Origin of the sequence: Spirosoma sp. (genome assembly GCF_026391055.1) — a bacterium.
Lineage (GTDB): Bacteria > Bacteroidota > Bacteroidia > Cytophagales > Spirosomataceae > Spirosoma.
Window position 1 is genome coordinate 251,634 of sequence record NZ_JAPLET010000010.1, and the last position, 18,890, is coordinate 270,523.

The window sequence follows — 18,890 nt, forward strand, 5'->3', positions numbered from 1 at the left end:
GTCAATCCCCGGCTGACCATCGCGTCAATCGGGGATTTTTTCTATATTTCAAGTATGCATTACTTACACAGGCTGACTGGGCTTCTGGCACTCATATTGGTTGGCTGTACGCATCCATTGCCACGATTCGAACGACTAACAGCCCGTGAAACCGGCATCGACTTTGCCAATACCATTACAGAAAGCGATTCGCTGAATGTGCTGGAATTTGAATATCTCTATAACGGGGGTGGTGTTGGCGTTGGTGATTTCAACGGTGATGGCCAACAGGACGTGTTCTTTGCCGGAAATCAGGTTTCGAGCCGGCTGTACCTCAACAAAGGCGATTTCAAATTTGAGGACGTAACCGACTCAGCAGGCGTTGACACTAACTACTGGTGTACGGGCGTAGCTGTAGCCGATATTAACCAGGACGGTCGGCAGGACATTTACGTATCGACCATTCACCCCAACCGCAACAAGGCCGTTCCGAATCTGCTCTTTCTCAATCAGGGAAACGACGCAAATGGCATTCCCCATTTTGTTGAATCGGCCCGGGCAGCCGGGTTAGCCGATTCGAGTTACTCTACGCAAGCCACCTTTCTCGACTTTGACCGCGACGGCGATCTGGATCTGTTTCTGCTGACAAACGCCCTCGAAAATTTCAACCGGAACAACGTTATCGGCCCCCGAAACAACGGCTCCGCCCGGAGTGTAGATAAGCTGTTTAGAAATGAAGGAGTGAGGAGCGAGGAGTTAGGAGTGAGCAGCCAGCGTTCCGCAAGCCGGCCGCTCACTCCTAAATACAAAGACATTTCCGCCCAGGCGGGGCTGGTTCACGAAGGCTGGGGGTTGGGTGTCCTTATGAACGACGTAAATCAGGATGGGTGGCCAGATATTTATGTGGCCAATGACTTTCAGTCCAATGATGTATGGCTCGTCAACAATCGGGATGGAACGTTTAGTAACCGTATCGCCGAGACTCTGAAACACCAGAGCCATAACAGCATGGGGGTAGACATGGCCGACATAAACAATGACGGCCTGAATGACTTAGCCGTGGTGGATATGCTGCCGGATGATAACCTACGGCAGAAAACCATGTTCTCTACCATTCCCTACGACCGCTTTCAAATGGCCCGTCGGCTTGGTTACCAACCGCAGTACATTCGGAATGTACTTCAATTGAATAGAGGGTTTGGAGCAGCGGGCAAAGAGCCCCCCCTATCCCCTGTGCCTCACTTTTCAGACATTAGCTATCTGGCCGGAACAGCGGCAACCGACTGGAGTTGGAGTGCCCTTTTCTCGGATCTCGACAATGACGGTTTCTCGGATTTACTGATTACAAATGGCTACCGCAAAGACATCACCGATCTGGATTTCACCAGCTATAACCGGGATGATGGCAACTTCGGCACTGATGCCGACCGACGCGCTCAACTACTGAAACGGATTGTTGATCTGGAGCCTGTCTACAAACCTAATTTCCTCTTCCACAATACCGGCGATCTCCACTTTACCAATGTCGCTACCGACTGGGGCCTGACCGAATCTTCCTTCACGAACGGCACCGCCTATGCTGACTTCGACAACGATGGCGATCTGGATCTGGTTATGAACAACATCAACGATCCGGCTTTCATCTACCGCAATCGCACCGTTGAAAACGCAGAATCCTCCCCAAAAACGCATTTCCTGCGTATAAACCTTGTGGGTAAACCAGGTAATCGGGAGGGCATTGGTGCGAAAGTGGCCATGTGGGCAAACGGACAGTTGCACTACACCGAATACACCCGGCAACGAGGCTACCAATCCACTATGGCATCGGGCATTCATGTCGGACTGGGCTTGGCCAGACGCATCGACTCATTAAAAATAGTCTGGCCAACGGGCAACGGCCAAACGCTTACCAACCTGGCCGCTGATCGGCTACTGACGCTGGATGAGCGAAATGCGGGACTTCAACCTGAATCATTTTTGCAACTACAACCTTCTGTTTCCCCTTTACTAACAGAAATCACCTCGCCAAACGGTCTTGACTACCAACATCAGGAAGACGACTTTGTGGATTATAAAGCCCAGCAGACGCTTCTCCCACACAAACATTCACAAATTGGTCCGGGGCTGGCGGCTGGCGATGTAGACGGCAACGGGCTGGATGATATTTACATTGCGGGCAGTGCTTATAAAGGGGGTACGTTCTTTCTTCAGCAGAAAAACCAACCCCTGGCACCCGTTTCGTTCCGGCGGAAAGACCAGCCAGCAAAAAAACCGGAAGAAACCGGCGTTCTCCTCTTCGATGCGGATAACGATGGAGACCTCGACCTCTATACCGTTCATGGCAGCACAGAATTTGGCCGGAATGAAACCGTTTGCCAGGATAGCCTGTACCTGAACGATGGAAAAGGTAATTTCCGTGCGTCGCCGAATGCCTTACCCAACACGATGTCCAGTGGCTCATGCGTTGTTGCCACCGACTTCGACCACGACGGCGATTTAGATTTGTTCATTGGCGGTCGTATCGTGCCGCAACGCTACCCGGAGCCCGCCCGGAGTTATATATTACGCAATGACAGCAAATCGGGCACAGTCCGCTTCACCGATGTAACGGACCAACTGGCACCGGGCCTAAGCCGGGCGGGCTTAATCTGCTCGGCGCTCTGGACAGACGTCGACAACGATACTTGGCCCGATCTGATGCTGGCCGGGGAGCTTATGCCCATCACCGTTTTCAGAAACCAGCATGGTCATGCTTTTTCGATCATGCATATGCCGGAACTGGCGAAGGCCGTTGGGTTCTGGAACAGTCTCTCGGCGGGTGATTTCGACAATGACGGCGACATGGATTATGTAGCCGGAAATAGCGGCCTGAACAGCCGATTACAGCCTTCGGCCAACCAACCCGTATCTGTCTACGCAGCAGACTACGACAAAAACGGCACGCTGGACCCCATACTGAGCTTTTTCAATGGTGGCACGGAATATCCCTTTCACCCACGCGATGTGCTGACGGACCAGATTCCTTCCTTCAAAAAGAAGATGACGACCTATGCTGCTTATGGCAATACAACGCTATCGAATCTGTTATCGACCGACGAGCAAAAGCTTGCACTGGTTAAACGAGTGACTTATTCGGCATCGGCTTATATCGAAAATAGGGCGGGTAGTTTTGTGGTTCATGCCTTACCTATTGAAGCTCAATTTTCTCCCGTATTCGGCAGTTCGATCACAGACCTTAACCACGACGGCAATCTGGACGTCCTGCTGGCAGGCAACGATTACTCGACCGAAGTTCTCTCGGGCTGGCAGGATGCCGGGCTTGGGTTATGCCTACTGGGTGATGGGCGGGGCCACTTCAAACCACTTTCGCCGGCTCAGTCGGGCTTTGTCGTTGATGGAGATGCCAAAGCACTGGCCAGCCTATTAGTAGCGAATGGGCAGTTGTGGTACATAACTACGCAAAATAATGGTCCTGTACGGGTATTTACCGCAACCTCGCCTGGTACGATCTATCAGCGTGCCGCTCCTTCCATCCCTCGGCATGCAACAACCATGATACGGCGAAAACAGGAATTTAGCTATGGCAGCGGCTACCTCTCCCAGTCGTCGTGGGTTGTGCCCAGGACAGTTTCAGAAAAAAATCATAACTAAAAAAGAAATTGTACTTTTGGAAGCTATTCCACCTGCCACATGCGCTTTTTGTTACTGCTGATTTTTATGTTAACAAGTGCTTTTGTCCCGTCAGATTTGCCTATGTTCGACATACAGGGGCATCGGGGTTGCCGGGGGTTAATGCCAGAGAATACAGTACCCGCCTTCCTGAAAGCGCTGGAGCTGGGTGTAACCACACTGGAAATGGACGTAGTGATTAGTAAAGACCGGCAAGTCGTCGTGTCCCACGAACCTTACTTCAACGCAGCCTTTAGCATCGCTCCGGATGGCGTGCCAGTTGATAAGAAAGCGCAGAAAAATCTGGTTCTTTACACGATGACCTATGCCGACATTAAACGCTATGATGTTGGCACTAACGGTAACCCGGCTTATCCCGAACAGAAAAAACTTAGCATCCATAAACCTTTGCTGAGTGAGGTACTTGAGCAGGCGGAAGCATACCGTAAGGCGCATAATCTTCCCCTCTTTTCGTACAACATAGAGATCAAAAGTGAGCCCTCAGAGTATGGTAAAAGCCAGCCCGAACCGACTGAGTTTTGTGAACTCGTTCAGGCAGTGCTAAAAAAACAGTTTCCGGCTGAGCGTGTTAACTCAAACCGGATTATTATTCAAAGCTTTGATTTTGCCATGCTAAAGCAATGGAAGAAGGGTGTTGCCGAAAGCGATTATCCACCTGTCCGGCTGTCAGCTTTGGTAGAAAACCTGCGCAGTCCGTCAACCAATCTCGATGAACTTGGCTTTACACCCGATATTTACAGTCCCTATTTCCGTCTGCTCAGCAAACGAAAAATCAACTGGTTGCACGAGCAGAACATCCGTGTTATTCCATGGACGGTTAATAACCGGGCAGACATGGAGCGACTAAAGCGGTGGGGCGTCGACGGATTGATTACGGACTATCCGGACCGGGCAAGCGGCTTGTAAACAGATTCTTTGGTTTTACGTTTTCATCTCTAACCTCTTCTATTTGGTTAGTTTATGTTATTTTAGCCCCATGACTTTTCTAAATACCACGCTCAAATGGCTCCTTCAACGGCGATTGCCGCGCATCGAAGCTATGAAGCAAAACCCCGGAATGGTGCAGCAGAAAGTCTTTAATCAACTGATTCGGGCGGGTCGCCGAACGGATTGGGGCAAAAAGCACGCGTACAAATCAATCCAAACCATTCAGGATTTTCAGAAACAGGTACCTGTTTCGAGTTACGAAGACCTGTTCCCGTACATCGAACGCGTGCTGAAAGGTGAGAATAAAGTCCTTTGGCCATCGCCCGTACGCTGGTTTTCGAAGTCGTCCGGGACGACCAATGCACGGAGCAAATTTATTCCGGTTACGACCGAGTCGCTGGATGAGAGCCACTTCAAGGGCGGCAAGGACATGATGGCGCTGTATATTGCCAACAACCCCGATAGCCGGGCATTTGAAGGCAAAGGCTTATCCATTGGGGGCAGTCTCCACCAGAATCCGTACGGAACCAACAGCGCAGCTGGCGATGTATCGGCAGTGGTCATGAAAAATCTGCCTAGTTGGGCACAGTATATTCGAACACCCTCCCTTCAGGTCGCGCTGATGGACGAGTGGGAAGCCAAACTGGAGCGAATGGTTGAGCTTACCTCACAGGAAAACGTGACCAGTATGTTGGGGACACCTACCTGGGGCATGGTGCTGATCGACCGAATCCTGGCCCGAACGGGTAAATCAAACATTCTGGAAGTATGGCCAAACTTTGAGGTTATGATGCACGGAGCGGTCAACTTCCAACCGTACCGTGAGTTGTTTCAGCAACATGTTTTTCCCTCCCAAAGCGTCAGGTATCAGGAGGTTTACAATGCATCGGAAGGCTTTTTTGCCATTCAGGACGATCTGTCGCGGGTGGGCGAAATGTTGCTGATGCTCGACTACGGCATTTTCTATGAATTTGTCCCCATCCAGGAAGCTGACCAGCCATTTCCCAAAGCCCTTACCATCGAAGAAGTCGAGCTGGATAAAAATTACGCCCTCGTTGTTTCCACAAATGGCGGTCTTTGGCGCTATAAAGTGGGCGACACCGTACGATTTACCTCGCTTTATCCGCACCGTCTGAAGGTGAGCGGCCGAACCAAGCATTTTATCAATGCCTTCGGAGAAGAAGTGATTGTTGAAAATGCCGAAACGGCCATCACCAAAGCCTGTGAAGCCACCGGAGCCGTCATCACCGATTACACCGCCGGACCCAGCTACATGAGCAACGGTGCCAATGGATGTCATGAGTGGGTCATCGAGTTCTCACAGGAACCAAGCGACCAGCAACGGTTCAATCAAATTCTGGATGATACCCTCCGCCGGATCAACTCCGACTACGACGCTAAACGGTATAACGATATGGTGCTCAAGCGCCCCCGTATTCATGTAGTACCGCCGGGTACATTTTATGCCTGGATGAAACAGCGTGGCAAAATAGGCGGGCAACACAAAGTACCCCGCCTGGCTAACTCAAGAGAGTATCTGGACGATATTCTGCGGAAAGTCTTTGAAATATAAGCTTCCTATACGTTAACGGGCTTTAAAGCGTGGTTTCGTATCTGCTCGTATTACTCTGTGCTGTCTTACCTAAAATCAGATCAGCGGCTTTTTCAGCAATCATAATAACCGGCGCGTTGGTATTCCCCGATACGATTGTGGGCATAATGGAGGCATCTACTACCCGAAGTCCCTCAATACCCCGAACCCGCAAGTTGTTATCCACAACGGCCAGCTCATCGGACGTCGGCCCCATTTTGCAGGTCCCGACCGGATGGTAAACTGTTTCCAGAACACTCAGTACATGCTGCCAAAGGTCATCGTCCGATGCATGGACCGCCGGTACGTTAATGCCACGGCTGTAGGGACCGAACGCATCGGCCTGCATTACCTCAATCGTTTTTCGAAGGCCGCTGAGCAACACCTGCCGATCCTGTTCATCGGTCAGGTAATTTGGCTGAATAATAGGAGCGTCGAGCGGATTACCAGACCGCAGTCCAACGTAACCCCGACTTTTGGGCTTAAGCAAAGTTGGCAGAACGGTATAGCCATCCGTTACGGGGTAGGTTGCCAGGTTATAAAAATCTGTCTTGTCCGTCGTATCGAAATGAACGGGGGCAAAATGGAGCTGCATGTCGATACGGCCCGCATCGGCATCGGCACGGCTAAGCCGATCGGTTTGTAAAAAGGCAACGGCTTCGAGCGGGCTTATGGTCATCGGTCCTTTTTTGCTGATCAAGAACTGGGCCAGCCCTTTCAGCTGGTTCAATGGTTTGAGGTGAAAATTAGCAGAAATCCCCCGCTGCGAGCATAAGCTACTAACCCCCGAAAAAAGATGATCCTGCAAATTATGCCCTACGCCCGGCAGCTCTTTCTTCATCGGAATTCCAACCGACCGAAGCTCATCAGCAGGCCCAACCCCGGACAGCATTAATAACTGTGGTGATTGAAACGCTCCCGCCGACAGGATTACTTCTTTGCGCGCCCTCGCCTGCTGCGTCTGGTTTTTACCCGTTATAAACTCAACACCAGTTGCCCGATCCTGCTCAATCAGAACCTGCTTTGTGTGGGCGTGGGTAATGACTTTGAGGTTTGGCCGATTGAGGGCGGGCTTTAAAAAGGCAGTTGCTGCGCTATGCCGTCGGCCATCCCTGATCGTGAATTGAAATAACCCCGTACCTTCCTGTTCGGCCCCGTTATAATCATCGTTTTTTCGAATACCGGATTGCAGGCAGGCATTGACGAAAGCTCCGGCAAGCGGTGTTTGAAAGCGTGTAGCAAACGTGACGTTTAACGGACCACTCCGGCCGTGGTAACGCGGATCGAGCTGATCGAACTGTTCGTTATGCTCTGACCGGATGAAATAAGGCAAAATATCATCGTACCCCCAGCCCAAATTGCCATATGCGGCCCAATCGTCGTAATCGAGCCGGTTGCCGCGCACATACGCCATTGCATTAGTCGACGAGCAGCCACCCAGCGTTTTTCCTCTCGGCTGATACATCCGCCGTCCATTAAGTGCCTGTTGCGGTTCTGTCCAGAATCCCCAGTCAACGGTTGATCCATGCAGTTTTGTATAAGCGGCCGGAATCTGAATCTCCATTTTCGAATCAGAACCACCCGCTTCCAGCAGTAGTACTGAATTTGCCGGATCAGCCGAAAGCCGATTTGCCAGCACACAGCCAGCCGAGCCAGCACCAACAATGATGTAATCAAAGTCCATAGCTACAAAGCATTTAGGTCCATAAATTACAACTATTGCTTAGAATAAGTACAAAAAAAAGCGACTTGTCTTAGTAGCTCTTAATCTACCAAAACAAGTCGCATTCCTATTAATGCTCTTTTATTCCTTCTCGGGTAACTCAGCAACTACTGTAACACCACCCCGTGTTACGTCGCCTATATTAACTTTAATTTCAGCGTCTAAAGGCAAAAACAGATCAACCCGGGAGCCAAATTTGATAAAGCCAAACTCATCGCCCTGCTTCACGGGCTGTCCTTCTTTTACGTACCAGATAATACGTCGGGCCACCGCACCGGCTATTTGCCGAAACAATATTTCTGTACCACTAGCAGCCTGAACAACAACCGTTGTGCGTTCATTTTCCGTACTCGATTTTGGATGCCAGGCCACTAAATACTTACCGGGGAAATATTTGAAGTACTTAACAACACCTGTAATCGGGTTGCGGTTAACGTGTACGTTTAGGGGCGACATAAAAATCGACACCTGCCGACGACGATCTTTAAAATACTCACTTTCAACGGTTTCTTCAATAACAACTACCTTACCGTCAGCCGGAGCAATGACCTGTGTTTCGCCGGTTGTGAGTGGGCGTGTGGGAATACGAAAGAACTGTACTACCAATAGAAACAAAATCAGGCTTACTATGGCTAATAAGACAATGGCTGTCGAATTATCGGAGAATAAGTAAAAATAGGCGAGCAGGTTCAGGGCTAGTAGCACCAGCCCTGTCGTAATCATGATTGTTTTGCCTTCGCGGTGTAAGCGCATAATAAAATGTATGATGTGTAAACGGGGTTGGCCCGTGCCGTATGATGTATTATCAATGCATCAAGTATGAGCAAAAATAGACATCATACAGTACACATCATACATTTCACGGTAAATCAATATCCTCCACGAAATTTGTAGGTGCTTGACACTTTGTCAATAGCAACAATATAGGCGGCCAGTCTCAGCGGTACCTGATAGCGTTGTGAGGTATCGAACACGCGGTCGAAGGCGTCTTTCATGACCCGGTCGGCCCGGCGATTGATTCGATCGAGCGTCCATTTGTAGCCGATGCGGTTTTGTACCCATTCAAAGTAAGAAACCGTAACGCCACCGGCATTAGCCAGGATATCCGGCACGACCAGAATACCTTTGCTGTTGATAATCTCGTCGGCGCTGGCCGATGTTGGTCCGTTGGCCCCCTCCACGATCATTTTAGCCTGAATTGAGGCTGCATTGTCTTCCGTAATAACATCCTCCTTGGCGGCCGGAACCAGCACATCTACTGCCAAAGACAAGAGTTCTTCGTTCGAGATTTTCTCGGCTCCGCTGAATCCTTCCAGTGTTCCTTTATTTTTATTCCGGTAGCTTACAGCCGCCGTGATGTCGATACCACTCTTGTTATAATAACCGCCCGAAATATCGCTGATGGCCACTACCGTAACACCCCGTTCGTGGAGGAGTTCGGCCGCAAAGGACCCAACGTTCCCGAAGCCCTGAATAGCCGCTGTAGCCCGGTAGGGATTCATGCGCAATTTATCCATAGCAGCTAGAGCGGCTACTGTAACCCCCCGTCCCGTTGCTTCGGTGCGGCCCAGCGACCCACCCAGAACGAGCGGTTTACCCGTTACAACGTTGTTGACGGTCATGCCCTTTGCTTTCGAGTACTCATCGACAATCCAAGCCATCTCGCGCGGACCGGTCCCCATGTCGGGAGCCGGAATATCACGATCGGGACCAATAACATCGAGCATGGCAACGGTGTACTGGCGAATAAGTCGTTCGATCTCACCGGCCGACATTTCGCGGGGGTTACAGGCAATACCGCCTTTGGCACCTCCATACGGAATGTCGACTACGGCACATTTCCAGGTCATCCAGGCGGCCAAAGCCCGAACTTCATCGAGGTGGACCCCCGGATCAAGCCGAATACCCCCTTTAGCAGGCCCCAGAATATTGGAATGAATAACCCGGTAGCCTTCAAAAACCTTAATGGATCCGTTATCCATGGTAACAGGCAGCCCCACAATTACCTGCCGGGCGGGCACTTTCAATATATCATACATTTCGTCCGATATGCCCACCAGTTTGGCAGCGGCATCGAAACGCGACATCATTGACTCAAGCGGATTCTCCTTGTCTTTTATCGGAGCTGGTTCAATATATCCCATGTCTTTACTTTAACTTCTTTGATAAAAACAAATTTGTTCGTGAAGTGTCCCGCAAACTTAATAAATCAATAGTCACATTGCGAAAGGTATATTTTTTCTAAGATTAATATAATAACAAAAAGCCATACAATCATGCTTTTTTTTGATTTGTTCCAAAACAGATATTACCCATTTAACGCAGGCTCCAAATATTAATTCGTGAAACGATAAAATATCCATTTGATGATTTTTTTGAAAAATTAATGGATTGATAAATAGCACATTGAATTAATGCTTAATAAACATTAATTTTGTGGCCTAAATAAGGTACGCACCATTTAACGTAGCACTTGATATGGTTCAGGACGAGAAAAAGCGGTATTCAGAAGAAGATTTAAAGGAATTCGAGGAGCTGATCGGTCAGAAACTCGATGCTACTCGTAGTGAGCTGAACTACATAAAAGAAACGCTTAGCAAACGGAACGATAGCGGCACAGACAATACATCAGGTAATTCGAAATTGCTTGAAGACGGTGCTGATACCAGTGAGCGTGAAAATTTAAGTCAGCTTGCCGCCCGCCTGCAGAAGTTCATTCAGCAACTGGATGCTGCTATGGTACGGATCAAGAACGGCACTTACGGTATTTGTAAGGATACGGGTAAGCTTATTCCTAAAGAACGTCTTCGGGCTGTTCCCCACACCCAGCAGACGATCGAAGCTAAATTACGTCAGTCGAAATAACAGCTTGCATTACAGGTTCTCTTAAACGCAGAAAACGAGAAAGAGAGGCTTATTTTTTTAGAGTAAAAAAGCTCCGGCCCACCAGATGCCGGAGCTTTTTTTTCCTCATAATTTTAAACAAATTAATCACTTTTGAGTAAATAGGTCAGAAAGAAATTTAATTATTCGAAATCATGCTTGAACGCCTGGAAGAAATTCGGGAGAACATATTCCGCTATCTGGAAGCCCGTATTGAGCTATTCACCCTGGAGAGCCGGGGAAAAATTGAAGAAGGTGTTGTCGTTGCGGTTCATAGCATTGTGTTAGCATTGCTGGGCACAATGACAGTTATCTTTTTATTTAGCTTACTGGCAGCTTACCTAAACGAAGTAACAAATAGCAAGTATCTGGGTTTTTTAATCGTAGCAGCCTTTTTTCTTCTTTTAAGTATAATCTGGATTGCCGCAAAAGACTTTTTTAAATCGAAGATCAGAGAAGCTGCCTATAGTGCTTTGAAGAAAAGTCAGGAGAAAAAACTTGAAGAAAAATCAGATGCCGTTGAACAACTAATGGCCCAAACGCGGTCGTCGATGAGTAACAGCGCTAATTCGTGAATTGCTCTGATGTTTCTGTAAACGACTAAAAATCTACTACTTATTGATTCTCTATACTCGAATCCTTACTTTATTGCAATGGAAGATCCTAAAGTACCTTTTGCTGATACAACCGCACGCCGGGCCCAACTTATGGCGGCCACAGAGCAGTTCAAAACATCCATTACCGACAGCGTCGATGCTATAAAAGGTGATGCAACTGAGGTCGGTAAAACGACCGCGTTTGTAGCAGGTGCTGCTTTAGCCGTATATTTGGTTGTAAATGCCATTCTGCCCAAATCCGACGAGTATCGGTATGCCGAAAAATACGGCGAACCAGACGACGAGGATTATGACTATGACGAAAGCGACGACGAGGATAGCGATTATCCCCATGCCAAAGCGCCAACGCATAAAGCCATAAAGCAGCAGGCCAACAAAGTTCAAAAGTCAGCCGCAGCCAGTGGGTTGATCGGTGGTCTCTTAACATCTGTATTGACCAACATAGCTCGCGAGCAGCTAACTGGATTTTTAGCCCGCATCCGTACAAATAATGCCATCAATCCAACTGCCCAACCAACCCAATACCACAAACAGGCCCCAACAGAGCCTGTTGACTATACTCCGGGATTATAAGCTGTCTGGCCGCAAAGCATTTGCCGTCTTGCTCGACCCTGATAAGGTCGAGCAAGACGCGTTTACTACCCTTCTTCAACGTACCGCCGATTATCCTGTCGATTTTTTTCTGGTTGGAGGCAGTCTGGTTACCGATTACGCACACAAAGAGGTCATTGCCACGATTCGTCGCTACTCCAGCACACCGGTCATTCTGTTTCCGGGAAATCCACTTCATATAGAATCGTCGGCGGATGCTGTATTGCTCCTATCGCTTATTTCGGGACGTAATGCCGATTTTTTAATTGGTCAGCATGTCATAGCCGCACCTCTACTCAAAAAAAGCGGCCTGGAGATTTTACCTACGGGCTATATGGTGGTTGACAGCGGTACGCAAACAACTGTCTCCTACATTAGTGGTACGATGCCTTTGCCGCACGATAAACCGGATGTAGCAGCCTGTACTGCCCTTGCAGGTGAAATGCTTGGCTTACAGCTAATGTATCTTGACGCCGGTAGCGGAGCCCGCCGACCGGTATCAGCCGCTATGATCGCAGCCGTACGAAAAGCTGTAAATGTTCCTATTATTGTAGGTGGTGGGATAACTTCAGGTGAAAAAGCCTACGAAGCGCTGAAAGCCGGTGCCGATATGATTGTGGTAGGCAACGGTGTGGAGCAGGACCCGGATTTATTACCTCAACTAGCAACAGTAGTGCGCGAGTTTAACCAATCCGTTGTCCAAGCATAAGTTCATGAAACATTTTGTAAAGACCCTCCTCATTGGAGTAATCACGGCTTCTGTCCTTATAATGTTGAGCTCCGTTGCTCACTGTCAATCGGCCGATCAAAAGGTATATACAGTTCCTGAGGTTCAGCCGGAGTTTCCCGGCGGCTATACAGCGTTGAGCCGATATCTGGCTGAAACCATAAAAGTACCGGGCTCTATGGTACGTAAACACTACGACACCGGACCTATAGCAGCCAAGTTTATCGTCAATGATATTGGCTACATACAGGATATCCGCATCACGATGAAACCACTCGATAAGAAGACATTGAAAGGTGTGCAGAGCTATATTACAAATATCATCGCTGCCATTGAAAAGATGCCGCGCTGGCAACCGGGTAAGGTAGGCGGCAAAGACGTAGCGGTATTTTACACCTTACCAATTGAGATTACGATACAGTGAGAAGAGATGATCTTTTGAGTCGGTAAGTTAATAAGTGGCTGACGCAAGAGGTATTTGCTTGCGTCAGCCACTTATTAACTTACCGGCTATTTACACATTCATCAACGATTCCCGACGGCGCATTTTACCGGCCGGAATACCAAACATCATTTTAAAGCGACGGCAGAAGTACGCGGTATCTTTATAACCCACTTCGGCACCAATAGCCCGTATGCTCTTCTTGCTCGTACGTAGTAAGCCAACAGCTGCCTCCATACGCTGATACTCAATATAATCTTGCGGGTTAATACCCGTCAGCATCTTGAAATACTGCCCAACGTAATCTTCTGACACGTTGGCTACGTTTGCCAGCACTTTGTTCGACAAGTCGCCACCCAGGTTTTCTTTGATGTACGCGAAGATGTCGATCAGACGGGGGTCTTTGAAGTAGGTACTGTTCGTAACAAGCTGCTCTACGAAGAGATGGTTTTTGAGAATATAGCGAACAACCTCAATAACGATTTCTTCTGTCTTTATCTTGATGATACGCCCTTTACCAGCCAGATCGGTCATTTCTTCGGCCAGAATCTGGTCGATGGTCGTGGCTAGGTGCTCTTCCCGCTTGATAATAAAGGGGGGCACATCGAGTGAGTTAAAGAAGTTAACGGAGTCAAACACCTTCGCTTCAAACGATACATAGCCAAAGGAATTAGGCAAATGACCGATCAGCTTGGGATCGTGGTTTCCTTCCCAATAGGATTCCCGGTGCGTCATGAACTCCTCGTTCGAGACGATTTTTGGGTTTGTAGGGTCACCGTAGGTCACCGTGACGTGTTTTCCACCCGGAATAAACAGCATATCACCCACATCTACCTTTATCTTTTCATCGCCAATGGAAACTTCTCCATTGAACAGGATTAGTAGCGTGTTCTCAACATCGTAGAAATTTTTGATGGTGATGGGCTGTAAAATCCGAATGTTGCGGGCCTTGATAAACTTAACGCCCAGCGATTCGATTATTTTATTGTAGTCTTCCATAGTCGAAAGAAGTGTTTCCCAGATTGAATTCGTGCGTAAAGTTGCACAAAACTAATAATTTGTACAAAACTAATACAAGTATAAAAGTTTCCAAATAATAAAAAAAATAGTGCGTATTCGCATCGAACACGCACTACACCTTTAGAAAAATTCTATTTTACCAAGAAATGACTCAGCGAATGAGTTCGCGGGCAATAACTAATTTTTGTATTTCAGAAGTACCCTCATATATCTGAGTAATTTTTGCATCCCGCATCAGGCGCTCCACGTGAAATTCTTTCACATATCCATAGCCGCCATGAATCTGTACAGCCTCCGTTGTGGCCCACATGGCTACGTCCGACGCAAATAATTTAGCCATCGCGGCTGCCTGTACGTAATCCTTGTGTTCGTCTTTGAGTCGAGCCGCTTTATAAACCAGCAACCGGGCCGCTTCTATTTTGGTAGCCATCTCAGCCAGTTTGAACTGGATAGCCTGATGATCAAATATTTGCTTACCAAACGCTTTTCGCTCCTGGCTGTATTTCAAGGCCAGTTCGTAGGCTCCGGCAGCAATGCCAAGGGCTTGGGCGGCAATGCCAATACGGCCCCCGTTAAGCGTCGACATGGCGAATTTAAACCCAAATCCATCTTCGCCAATCCGGTTTTCCTTCGGTACATGTACATCCGTAAACAACAGTGAGTGTGTGTCAGATGCGCGAATACCCATTTTGTCTTCTTTCTTCCCAACAACAAAACCCGGTGTTCCTTTTTCAACAATAAGGCAGTTGATACCCCGGTGCTTTTTCTCACGGTCCGTCTGCGCAATAACCAGACAAATGCCCGATGAGCCGCCGTTCGTAATCCAGTTTTTGGTACCGTTAACTAAATAATAATCGCCTTTATCTTCGGCAGTAGTGGCCTGCGAAGTCGCATCAGAGCCCGCTTCGGGCTCCGACAGGCAGAAAGCACCCAGTGTTTCGCCCGAGGCTAGCCGGGTTAAATATTTCTGTTTTTGCTCTTCAGTTCCGAATGCTTCAAGGCCATAACACACCAGTGAATTATTCACCGACATGACTACCGACGCCGATGCATCGACCTTGGAAATCTCTTCCATAGCCAGAACATACGACACCGTATCCATACCTCCCCCACCATAATCGGGAGATACCATCATGCCCATAAACCCTAATTCGCCCATCCGTTTGACTTGATCTACCGGGAAACGGGCTTCGTTATCGCGCTCGACAATGCCGGGTAATAGCTCTGTTTGAGCAAAGTCGCGGGCCGCTTCCTGCACCGCCAGGTGCTCTTCGGATAAATTAAAGTTCAACCCCTGTAACTCCAGCGTTGCTGATGCCATCTGAATTGCTTGGTTTAGTTCTGTTGATTGTTGAGAGTAACGTAAAAGTAAGTAAAAAAGATGCAATAGTATGCATGCATACGGTTCCCTCACTCGAACAGAAGTATAATCAATTCGGCAATACAGGCTGGTTTTGAGGCATGTTCAAGTTCGAATACGCATTCCATAATTACCCGAACGCCTTTATCCTGCGGTTCCACCGTTTTCAGCATCGCTTTCATTCGTAAACGACTCCCTACCGGCACAACGTTCGTAAACCGGATTCTATTGGCTCCGTAATTGATTCCCATCCCGACCGAGTCAATCCGGTAAAGTTGAGCCATGAGTTTCGGAGCCAGCGAAAGTGTTAGAAATCCGTGCGCGATGGGTACGCCAAAGGGAGACTCATTTTCAGCCCGAACGGGGTCAGTATGTATCCATTGGTGGTCGCCGGTGGCCTCGGCAAAGAGATTAACCATTTCCTGAGTGATGGTCAGGTAATCGGTTTCGCCCAGTGATTGTCCGGCATGAGCTGAAAAATGCTCTAAATCAGTAAAAATTTTCATAGTAAAACTGAACAAGACAAGGCTACAAATCTTAATATAAGGGATAAAAAAGTAATTACTGATGATTATCACTCAGCGTACGTAATTTTGTCAATATGTCCGAAACGGCCGATAGTCAACAATTTACATTTCATGACAGCCGTATTAGCTACCAGCAGTTTGGCAGCGGCCCGGCGGTATTGCTGGCATTTCACGGCTTCGGCCAGAATAGCGACATCTTCAGAATACTGGAGGAGCCGCTCGGTGGGCAATTTACCATTTTTGCTATCGATTTATTCTTCCACGGAGATAGCCATTATCTGGGTACCAGCTTACTGACTAAAGAGCTTTGGTGCGAGCTAATTGGTCAGTTTTTACAGACTCATAGTATATCCCGGTTTTCCCTGATAGGTTTTAGCTTGGGCGGCCGGTTCGCGCTGGTAACAGCAGAAGCGTTGGCCGATCGTCTTGATCAACTGATTTTGGTTGCGCCCGATGGCATTACGCTTAATCACTGGTATTGGCTGGCAACAAGTTCTAGCTCCGGACGCACACTATTCCGCTACGTAATGCGTCATTTGTCCATGCTAAGTACGTTCGGCCATTTGTTAACCCAGCTAGGCCTGCTTAATAAAACAGTCATGCGGTTCGCTGAGATTTCTCTGGCAACACCCGAACAACGTGCTTTGGTATATCGAAGCTGGACGCAGTTCCGCTTGCTCCGCCCCGCGTTGAACCCGATTGCACATATACTCAGGGAGCATTCGGTACGGGTGCGCTTTTTTACGGGCGCTTTCGACCGTATTGTACCGGGAGCCTATGTCCTTCCCTTAACAAACCAATTACAGCAGTACGAACTTACGGTGTTAAAAACAGGTCACAATCGGTTGGTTGAACTGGTGAGCGAGAAAATTAGCATAAGTTGAGCTTCGTTGAGGATGGTCGACGGCCGGAGCTATTTAAGGGACCGTTGGATAACTTGCCAGAGACCGGCGATTGAAACAAGGATCAGGACTACAATGATTATCTGAGTCCATGAACTTTGATTGGGGTTTTCCAGCAGGGCTTTGATTTCGCGCGCTTCGTGACCCGACCAGATAGCAATCAATGTCCGGGGGGTCATGCCCAGAAAACCACCCAACAGTATATTTCTCAGCTTGGCCCCCGATAAGGCAAACATCAGGTTAGTCAGGCCAAAGGGAAGAATAGGCGACAGCTTGGCAAAGAAAATGACTTCCAACTCGTTATTCAAAATACGATCCAGTACCGATTGAGCCTTCGGATTCCGGTTTAGAAAAGCGATAAACCGGTCGTGGTCGAGCCAATGGACCAAGAGATTGATAAATAATATACCACCAAAATTGATGATGAAGATGGGGAGTACAGCACCCCAGCCCAGAAAATAGCCGAAGATAAGCGCCAGCATAGTGGGCGGAGTCAGCCCGGCCGATGTAATGGAACAGGCAAGCGTAATGAGTGCCCATTGCCAGGTAGTAAAGCTCGCAATAGTGGCTTCGTGAACTACCGCAAAGTAGGTCAGCAGGGAGGTAAAGACGATAGGGGTTACCGACAAGACGAGCCCCAGAAGCGCCGGACCGGTAACGGATTTAGGAATAGATAATTTCACACTCTATCAAACGGGTAAATAGCAGTTCTGGTTTTGATTACCAGCCGATGCACGCGTCTACGTTACATTCTTCGTTACATTTGACTATGAAATTCGGAACCAAAGCCATCCATGCCGGTATTGAGCCGGACCCCACGACGGGCGCCATTATGACGCCCATTTATCAAACGTCGACCTACGTTCAGGAATCGCCGGGTAAGCACAAAGGCTACGAGTATGCCCGCACGCAGAACCCTACCCGGAATGTCCTTCAGAATAACCTGGCTGCTCTTGAAAACGGGAAACATGGCATTTGCTACTCATCGGGTTTAGGCGCTACCGACGCCATTCTGAAGCTCTTCAAACCCGGCGACGAAATAATTGCCAGTAATGACCTTTATGGGGGCACATACCGAATCATGGTGCGTGTCTTTCAGGAATTCGGCCTGAAGTTCAACTTCGTGGATCTGTCCGATGGAACGAAGCTGGAAGCAGCCATCACACCCGCGACGAAGATGGTCTGGATTGAAACGCCAACCAACCCACTGCTTCGACTGGTAGATATCGTGGCTATAGCGGCTATTACAAAGCAGCACGGTATTCAATTGGTGGTCGATAATACCTTTGCCTCACCTTATCTGCAAAACCCGCTCGATTTAGGGGCCGATATTGTCATGCACTCAGTCACGAAATACCTCGGCGGTCACTCAGACACCGTTATGGGCGCGATCGTCCTCAACGACGACGAAACTGCTCAACGTTTAGCCTTTATTCAGAATGCCTGTGGGGCAGTTCCCGGTCCGCAAGATTGCTTCCTGGTGTTGCGCGGCATTAAAACCCTACACGTTCGAATGCAGCGCCATTGCGAGAATGCGCAGAAAGTAGCCGAGTACTTACAGCAACATCCGAAAGTAAGCCAGGTGCATTACCCCGGCCTGCCCTCACACATCGGCCACGAACTGGCGAAGAAGCAAATGCGTGGCTTTGGCGGTATGCTCTCGTTCGAACTGAAAGGCGATTCGATGCCCGAGGCCGTCCGAGTCATGGAAAGCTTTGAGGTATTTTCGTTAGGCGAATCGCTAGGGGGCGTCGAGTCGCTGTGTACGCACCCCGCCAGCATGACCCACGCCAGCATTCCGAAAGAAGAACGCATCAAAAACGGACTAAAAGACACCCTCATCCGGCTCAGTGTTGGGATTGAAGATGTAGAGGATCTGATCCAGGATTTGGAGCGAGCCATTGACTGAAC

At 48.7% G+C, this 18,890-nt stretch carries 17 protein-coding genes; 10 read left to right on the forward strand and 7 right to left on the reverse strand.

Annotated elements, in window-relative coordinates:
* Positions 1–54 precede the first annotated feature (54 nt).
* From NT073_RS03455 to NT073_RS03465, 3 genes are all read left to right on the forward strand, one after another.
* Positions 55–3,630, forward strand: coding sequence for a VCBS repeat-containing protein (locus tag NT073_RS03455; RefSeq protein ID WP_297368834.1), 3,576 nt, complete (start codon positions 55–57; stop codon positions 3,628–3,630).
* Positions 3,631–3,696: 66 nt separating this feature from the next.
* Positions 3,697–4,575: a glycerophosphodiester phosphodiesterase family protein gene (locus NT073_RS03460; protein WP_297369147.1), complete on the forward strand. Its 879-nt coding sequence runs from the start codon at positions 3,697–3,699 to the stop codon at positions 4,573–4,575.
* A gap of 70 nt (positions 4,576–4,645) precedes the next feature.
* Positions 4,646–6,169, forward strand: coding sequence for a GH3 auxin-responsive promoter family protein (locus tag NT073_RS03465; RefSeq protein WP_297368837.1), 1,524 nt, complete (start codon positions 4,646–4,648; stop codon positions 6,167–6,169).
* 22 nt (positions 6,170–6,191) lie between these two features.
* Here the strand turns inward: NT073_RS03465 and NT073_RS03470 are convergent, their stop codons facing one another.
* From NT073_RS03470 to NT073_RS03480, 3 genes are all read right to left on the reverse strand, one after another.
* Positions 6,192–7,871 carry a GMC family oxidoreductase N-terminal domain-containing protein gene (locus NT073_RS03470; RefSeq protein ID WP_297368840.1) on the reverse strand — a complete coding sequence of 560 codons (1,680 nt, stop codon included), beginning with the start codon at positions 7,869–7,871 and terminating at the stop codon, positions 6,192–6,194.
* A 120-nt stretch (positions 7,872–7,991) separates the two neighbouring features.
* Positions 7,992–8,663: a phosphatidylserine decarboxylase family protein gene (locus tag NT073_RS03475; protein WP_297368841.1), complete on the reverse strand. Its 672-nt coding sequence runs from the start codon at positions 8,661–8,663 to the stop codon at positions 7,992–7,994.
* Between the two features lie 116 nt (positions 8,664–8,779).
* Positions 8,780–10,054, reverse strand: coding sequence for a Glu/Leu/Phe/Val dehydrogenase (locus NT073_RS03480; RefSeq protein ID WP_297368844.1), 1,275 nt, complete (start codon positions 10,052–10,054; stop codon positions 8,780–8,782).
* Positions 10,055–10,388: 334 nt separating this feature from the next.
* On the opposite strand from NT073_RS03480, the gene NT073_RS03485 reads away from it, so the two are divergent.
* From NT073_RS03485 to NT073_RS03505, 5 genes are all read left to right on the forward strand, one after another.
* The gene (locus NT073_RS03485) at positions 10,389–10,775 is read left to right on the forward strand and encodes a TraR/DksA C4-type zinc finger protein (protein WP_097129970.1); all 387 of its coding nucleotides are present in this window, start codon (positions 10,389–10,391) and stop codon (positions 10,773–10,775) included.
* A 173-nt stretch (positions 10,776–10,948) separates the two neighbouring features.
* Positions 10,949–11,368, forward strand: a complete 420-nt coding sequence (locus NT073_RS03490) for a phage holin family protein (protein ID WP_012930104.1) — start codon at positions 10,949–10,951, stop codon at positions 11,366–11,368.
* Between the two features lie 78 nt (positions 11,369–11,446).
* Entirely contained in the window at positions 11,447–11,983 is a 537-nt protein-coding gene (locus NT073_RS03495) for a hypothetical protein (protein WP_297368851.1), read from the forward strand.
* Positions 11,901–12,710 (forward strand): geranylgeranylglyceryl/heptaprenylglyceryl phosphate synthase, encoded by an 810-nt coding sequence (locus NT073_RS03500; RefSeq protein ID WP_297368854.1) that lies wholly within the window; start codon positions 11,901–11,903, stop codon positions 12,708–12,710. Before NT073_RS03495 ends, NT073_RS03500 begins: the two co-directional genes overlap by 83 nt.
* 4 nt (positions 12,711–12,714) lie before the next feature.
* The gene (locus NT073_RS03505) at positions 12,715–13,152 is read left to right on the forward strand and encodes a hypothetical protein (RefSeq protein ID WP_297368857.1); all 438 of its coding nucleotides are present in this window, start codon (positions 12,715–12,717) and stop codon (positions 13,150–13,152) included.
* Positions 13,153–13,242: 90 nt separating this feature from the next.
* Here NT073_RS03505 and NT073_RS03510 read toward each other — a convergent pair whose 3' ends face one another.
* The 3 genes from NT073_RS03510 to NT073_RS03520 all read right to left on the reverse strand — a co-directional run bounded on the left by NT073_RS03510 (position 13,243) and on the right by NT073_RS03520 (position 16,056).
* On the reverse strand, positions 13,243–14,169 hold the full coding sequence (locus tag NT073_RS03510) for an AraC family transcriptional regulator (protein WP_012930100.1): 927 nt from the start codon (positions 14,167–14,169) through the stop codon (positions 13,243–13,245).
* A gap of 172 nt (positions 14,170–14,341) precedes the next feature.
* Positions 14,342–15,511 carry an acyl-CoA dehydrogenase gene (locus NT073_RS03515; RefSeq protein ID WP_297368860.1) on the reverse strand — a complete coding sequence of 390 codons (1,170 nt, stop codon included), beginning with the start codon at positions 15,509–15,511 and terminating at the stop codon, positions 14,342–14,344.
* A gap of 89 nt (positions 15,512–15,600) precedes the next feature.
* Positions 15,601–16,056 carry a MaoC family dehydratase gene (locus tag NT073_RS03520; RefSeq protein ID WP_297368864.1) on the reverse strand — a complete coding sequence of 152 codons (456 nt, stop codon included), beginning with the start codon at positions 16,054–16,056 and terminating at the stop codon, positions 15,601–15,603.
* Between the two features lie 95 nt (positions 16,057–16,151).
* Between NT073_RS03520 and NT073_RS03525 the strand changes: the two genes are divergently transcribed.
* Positions 16,152–16,961: an alpha/beta hydrolase gene (locus NT073_RS03525; protein WP_297368867.1), complete on the forward strand. Its 810-nt coding sequence runs from the start codon at positions 16,152–16,154 to the stop codon at positions 16,959–16,961.
* A gap of 29 nt (positions 16,962–16,990) precedes the next feature.
* Here the strand turns inward: NT073_RS03525 and NT073_RS03530 are convergent, their stop codons facing one another.
* Positions 16,991–17,662 (reverse strand): VTT domain-containing protein, encoded by a 672-nt coding sequence (locus tag NT073_RS03530; protein WP_297368870.1) that lies wholly within the window; start codon positions 17,660–17,662, stop codon positions 16,991–16,993.
* Positions 17,663–17,748: 86 nt separating this feature from the next.
* On the opposite strand from NT073_RS03530, the gene NT073_RS03535 reads away from it, so the two are divergent.
* On the forward strand, positions 17,749–18,888 hold the full coding sequence (locus tag NT073_RS03535; RefSeq protein ID WP_297368872.1) for a cystathionine gamma-synthase: 1,140 nt from the start codon (positions 17,749–17,751) through the stop codon (positions 18,886–18,888).
* Positions 18,889–18,890: the final 2 nt, after the last annotated feature.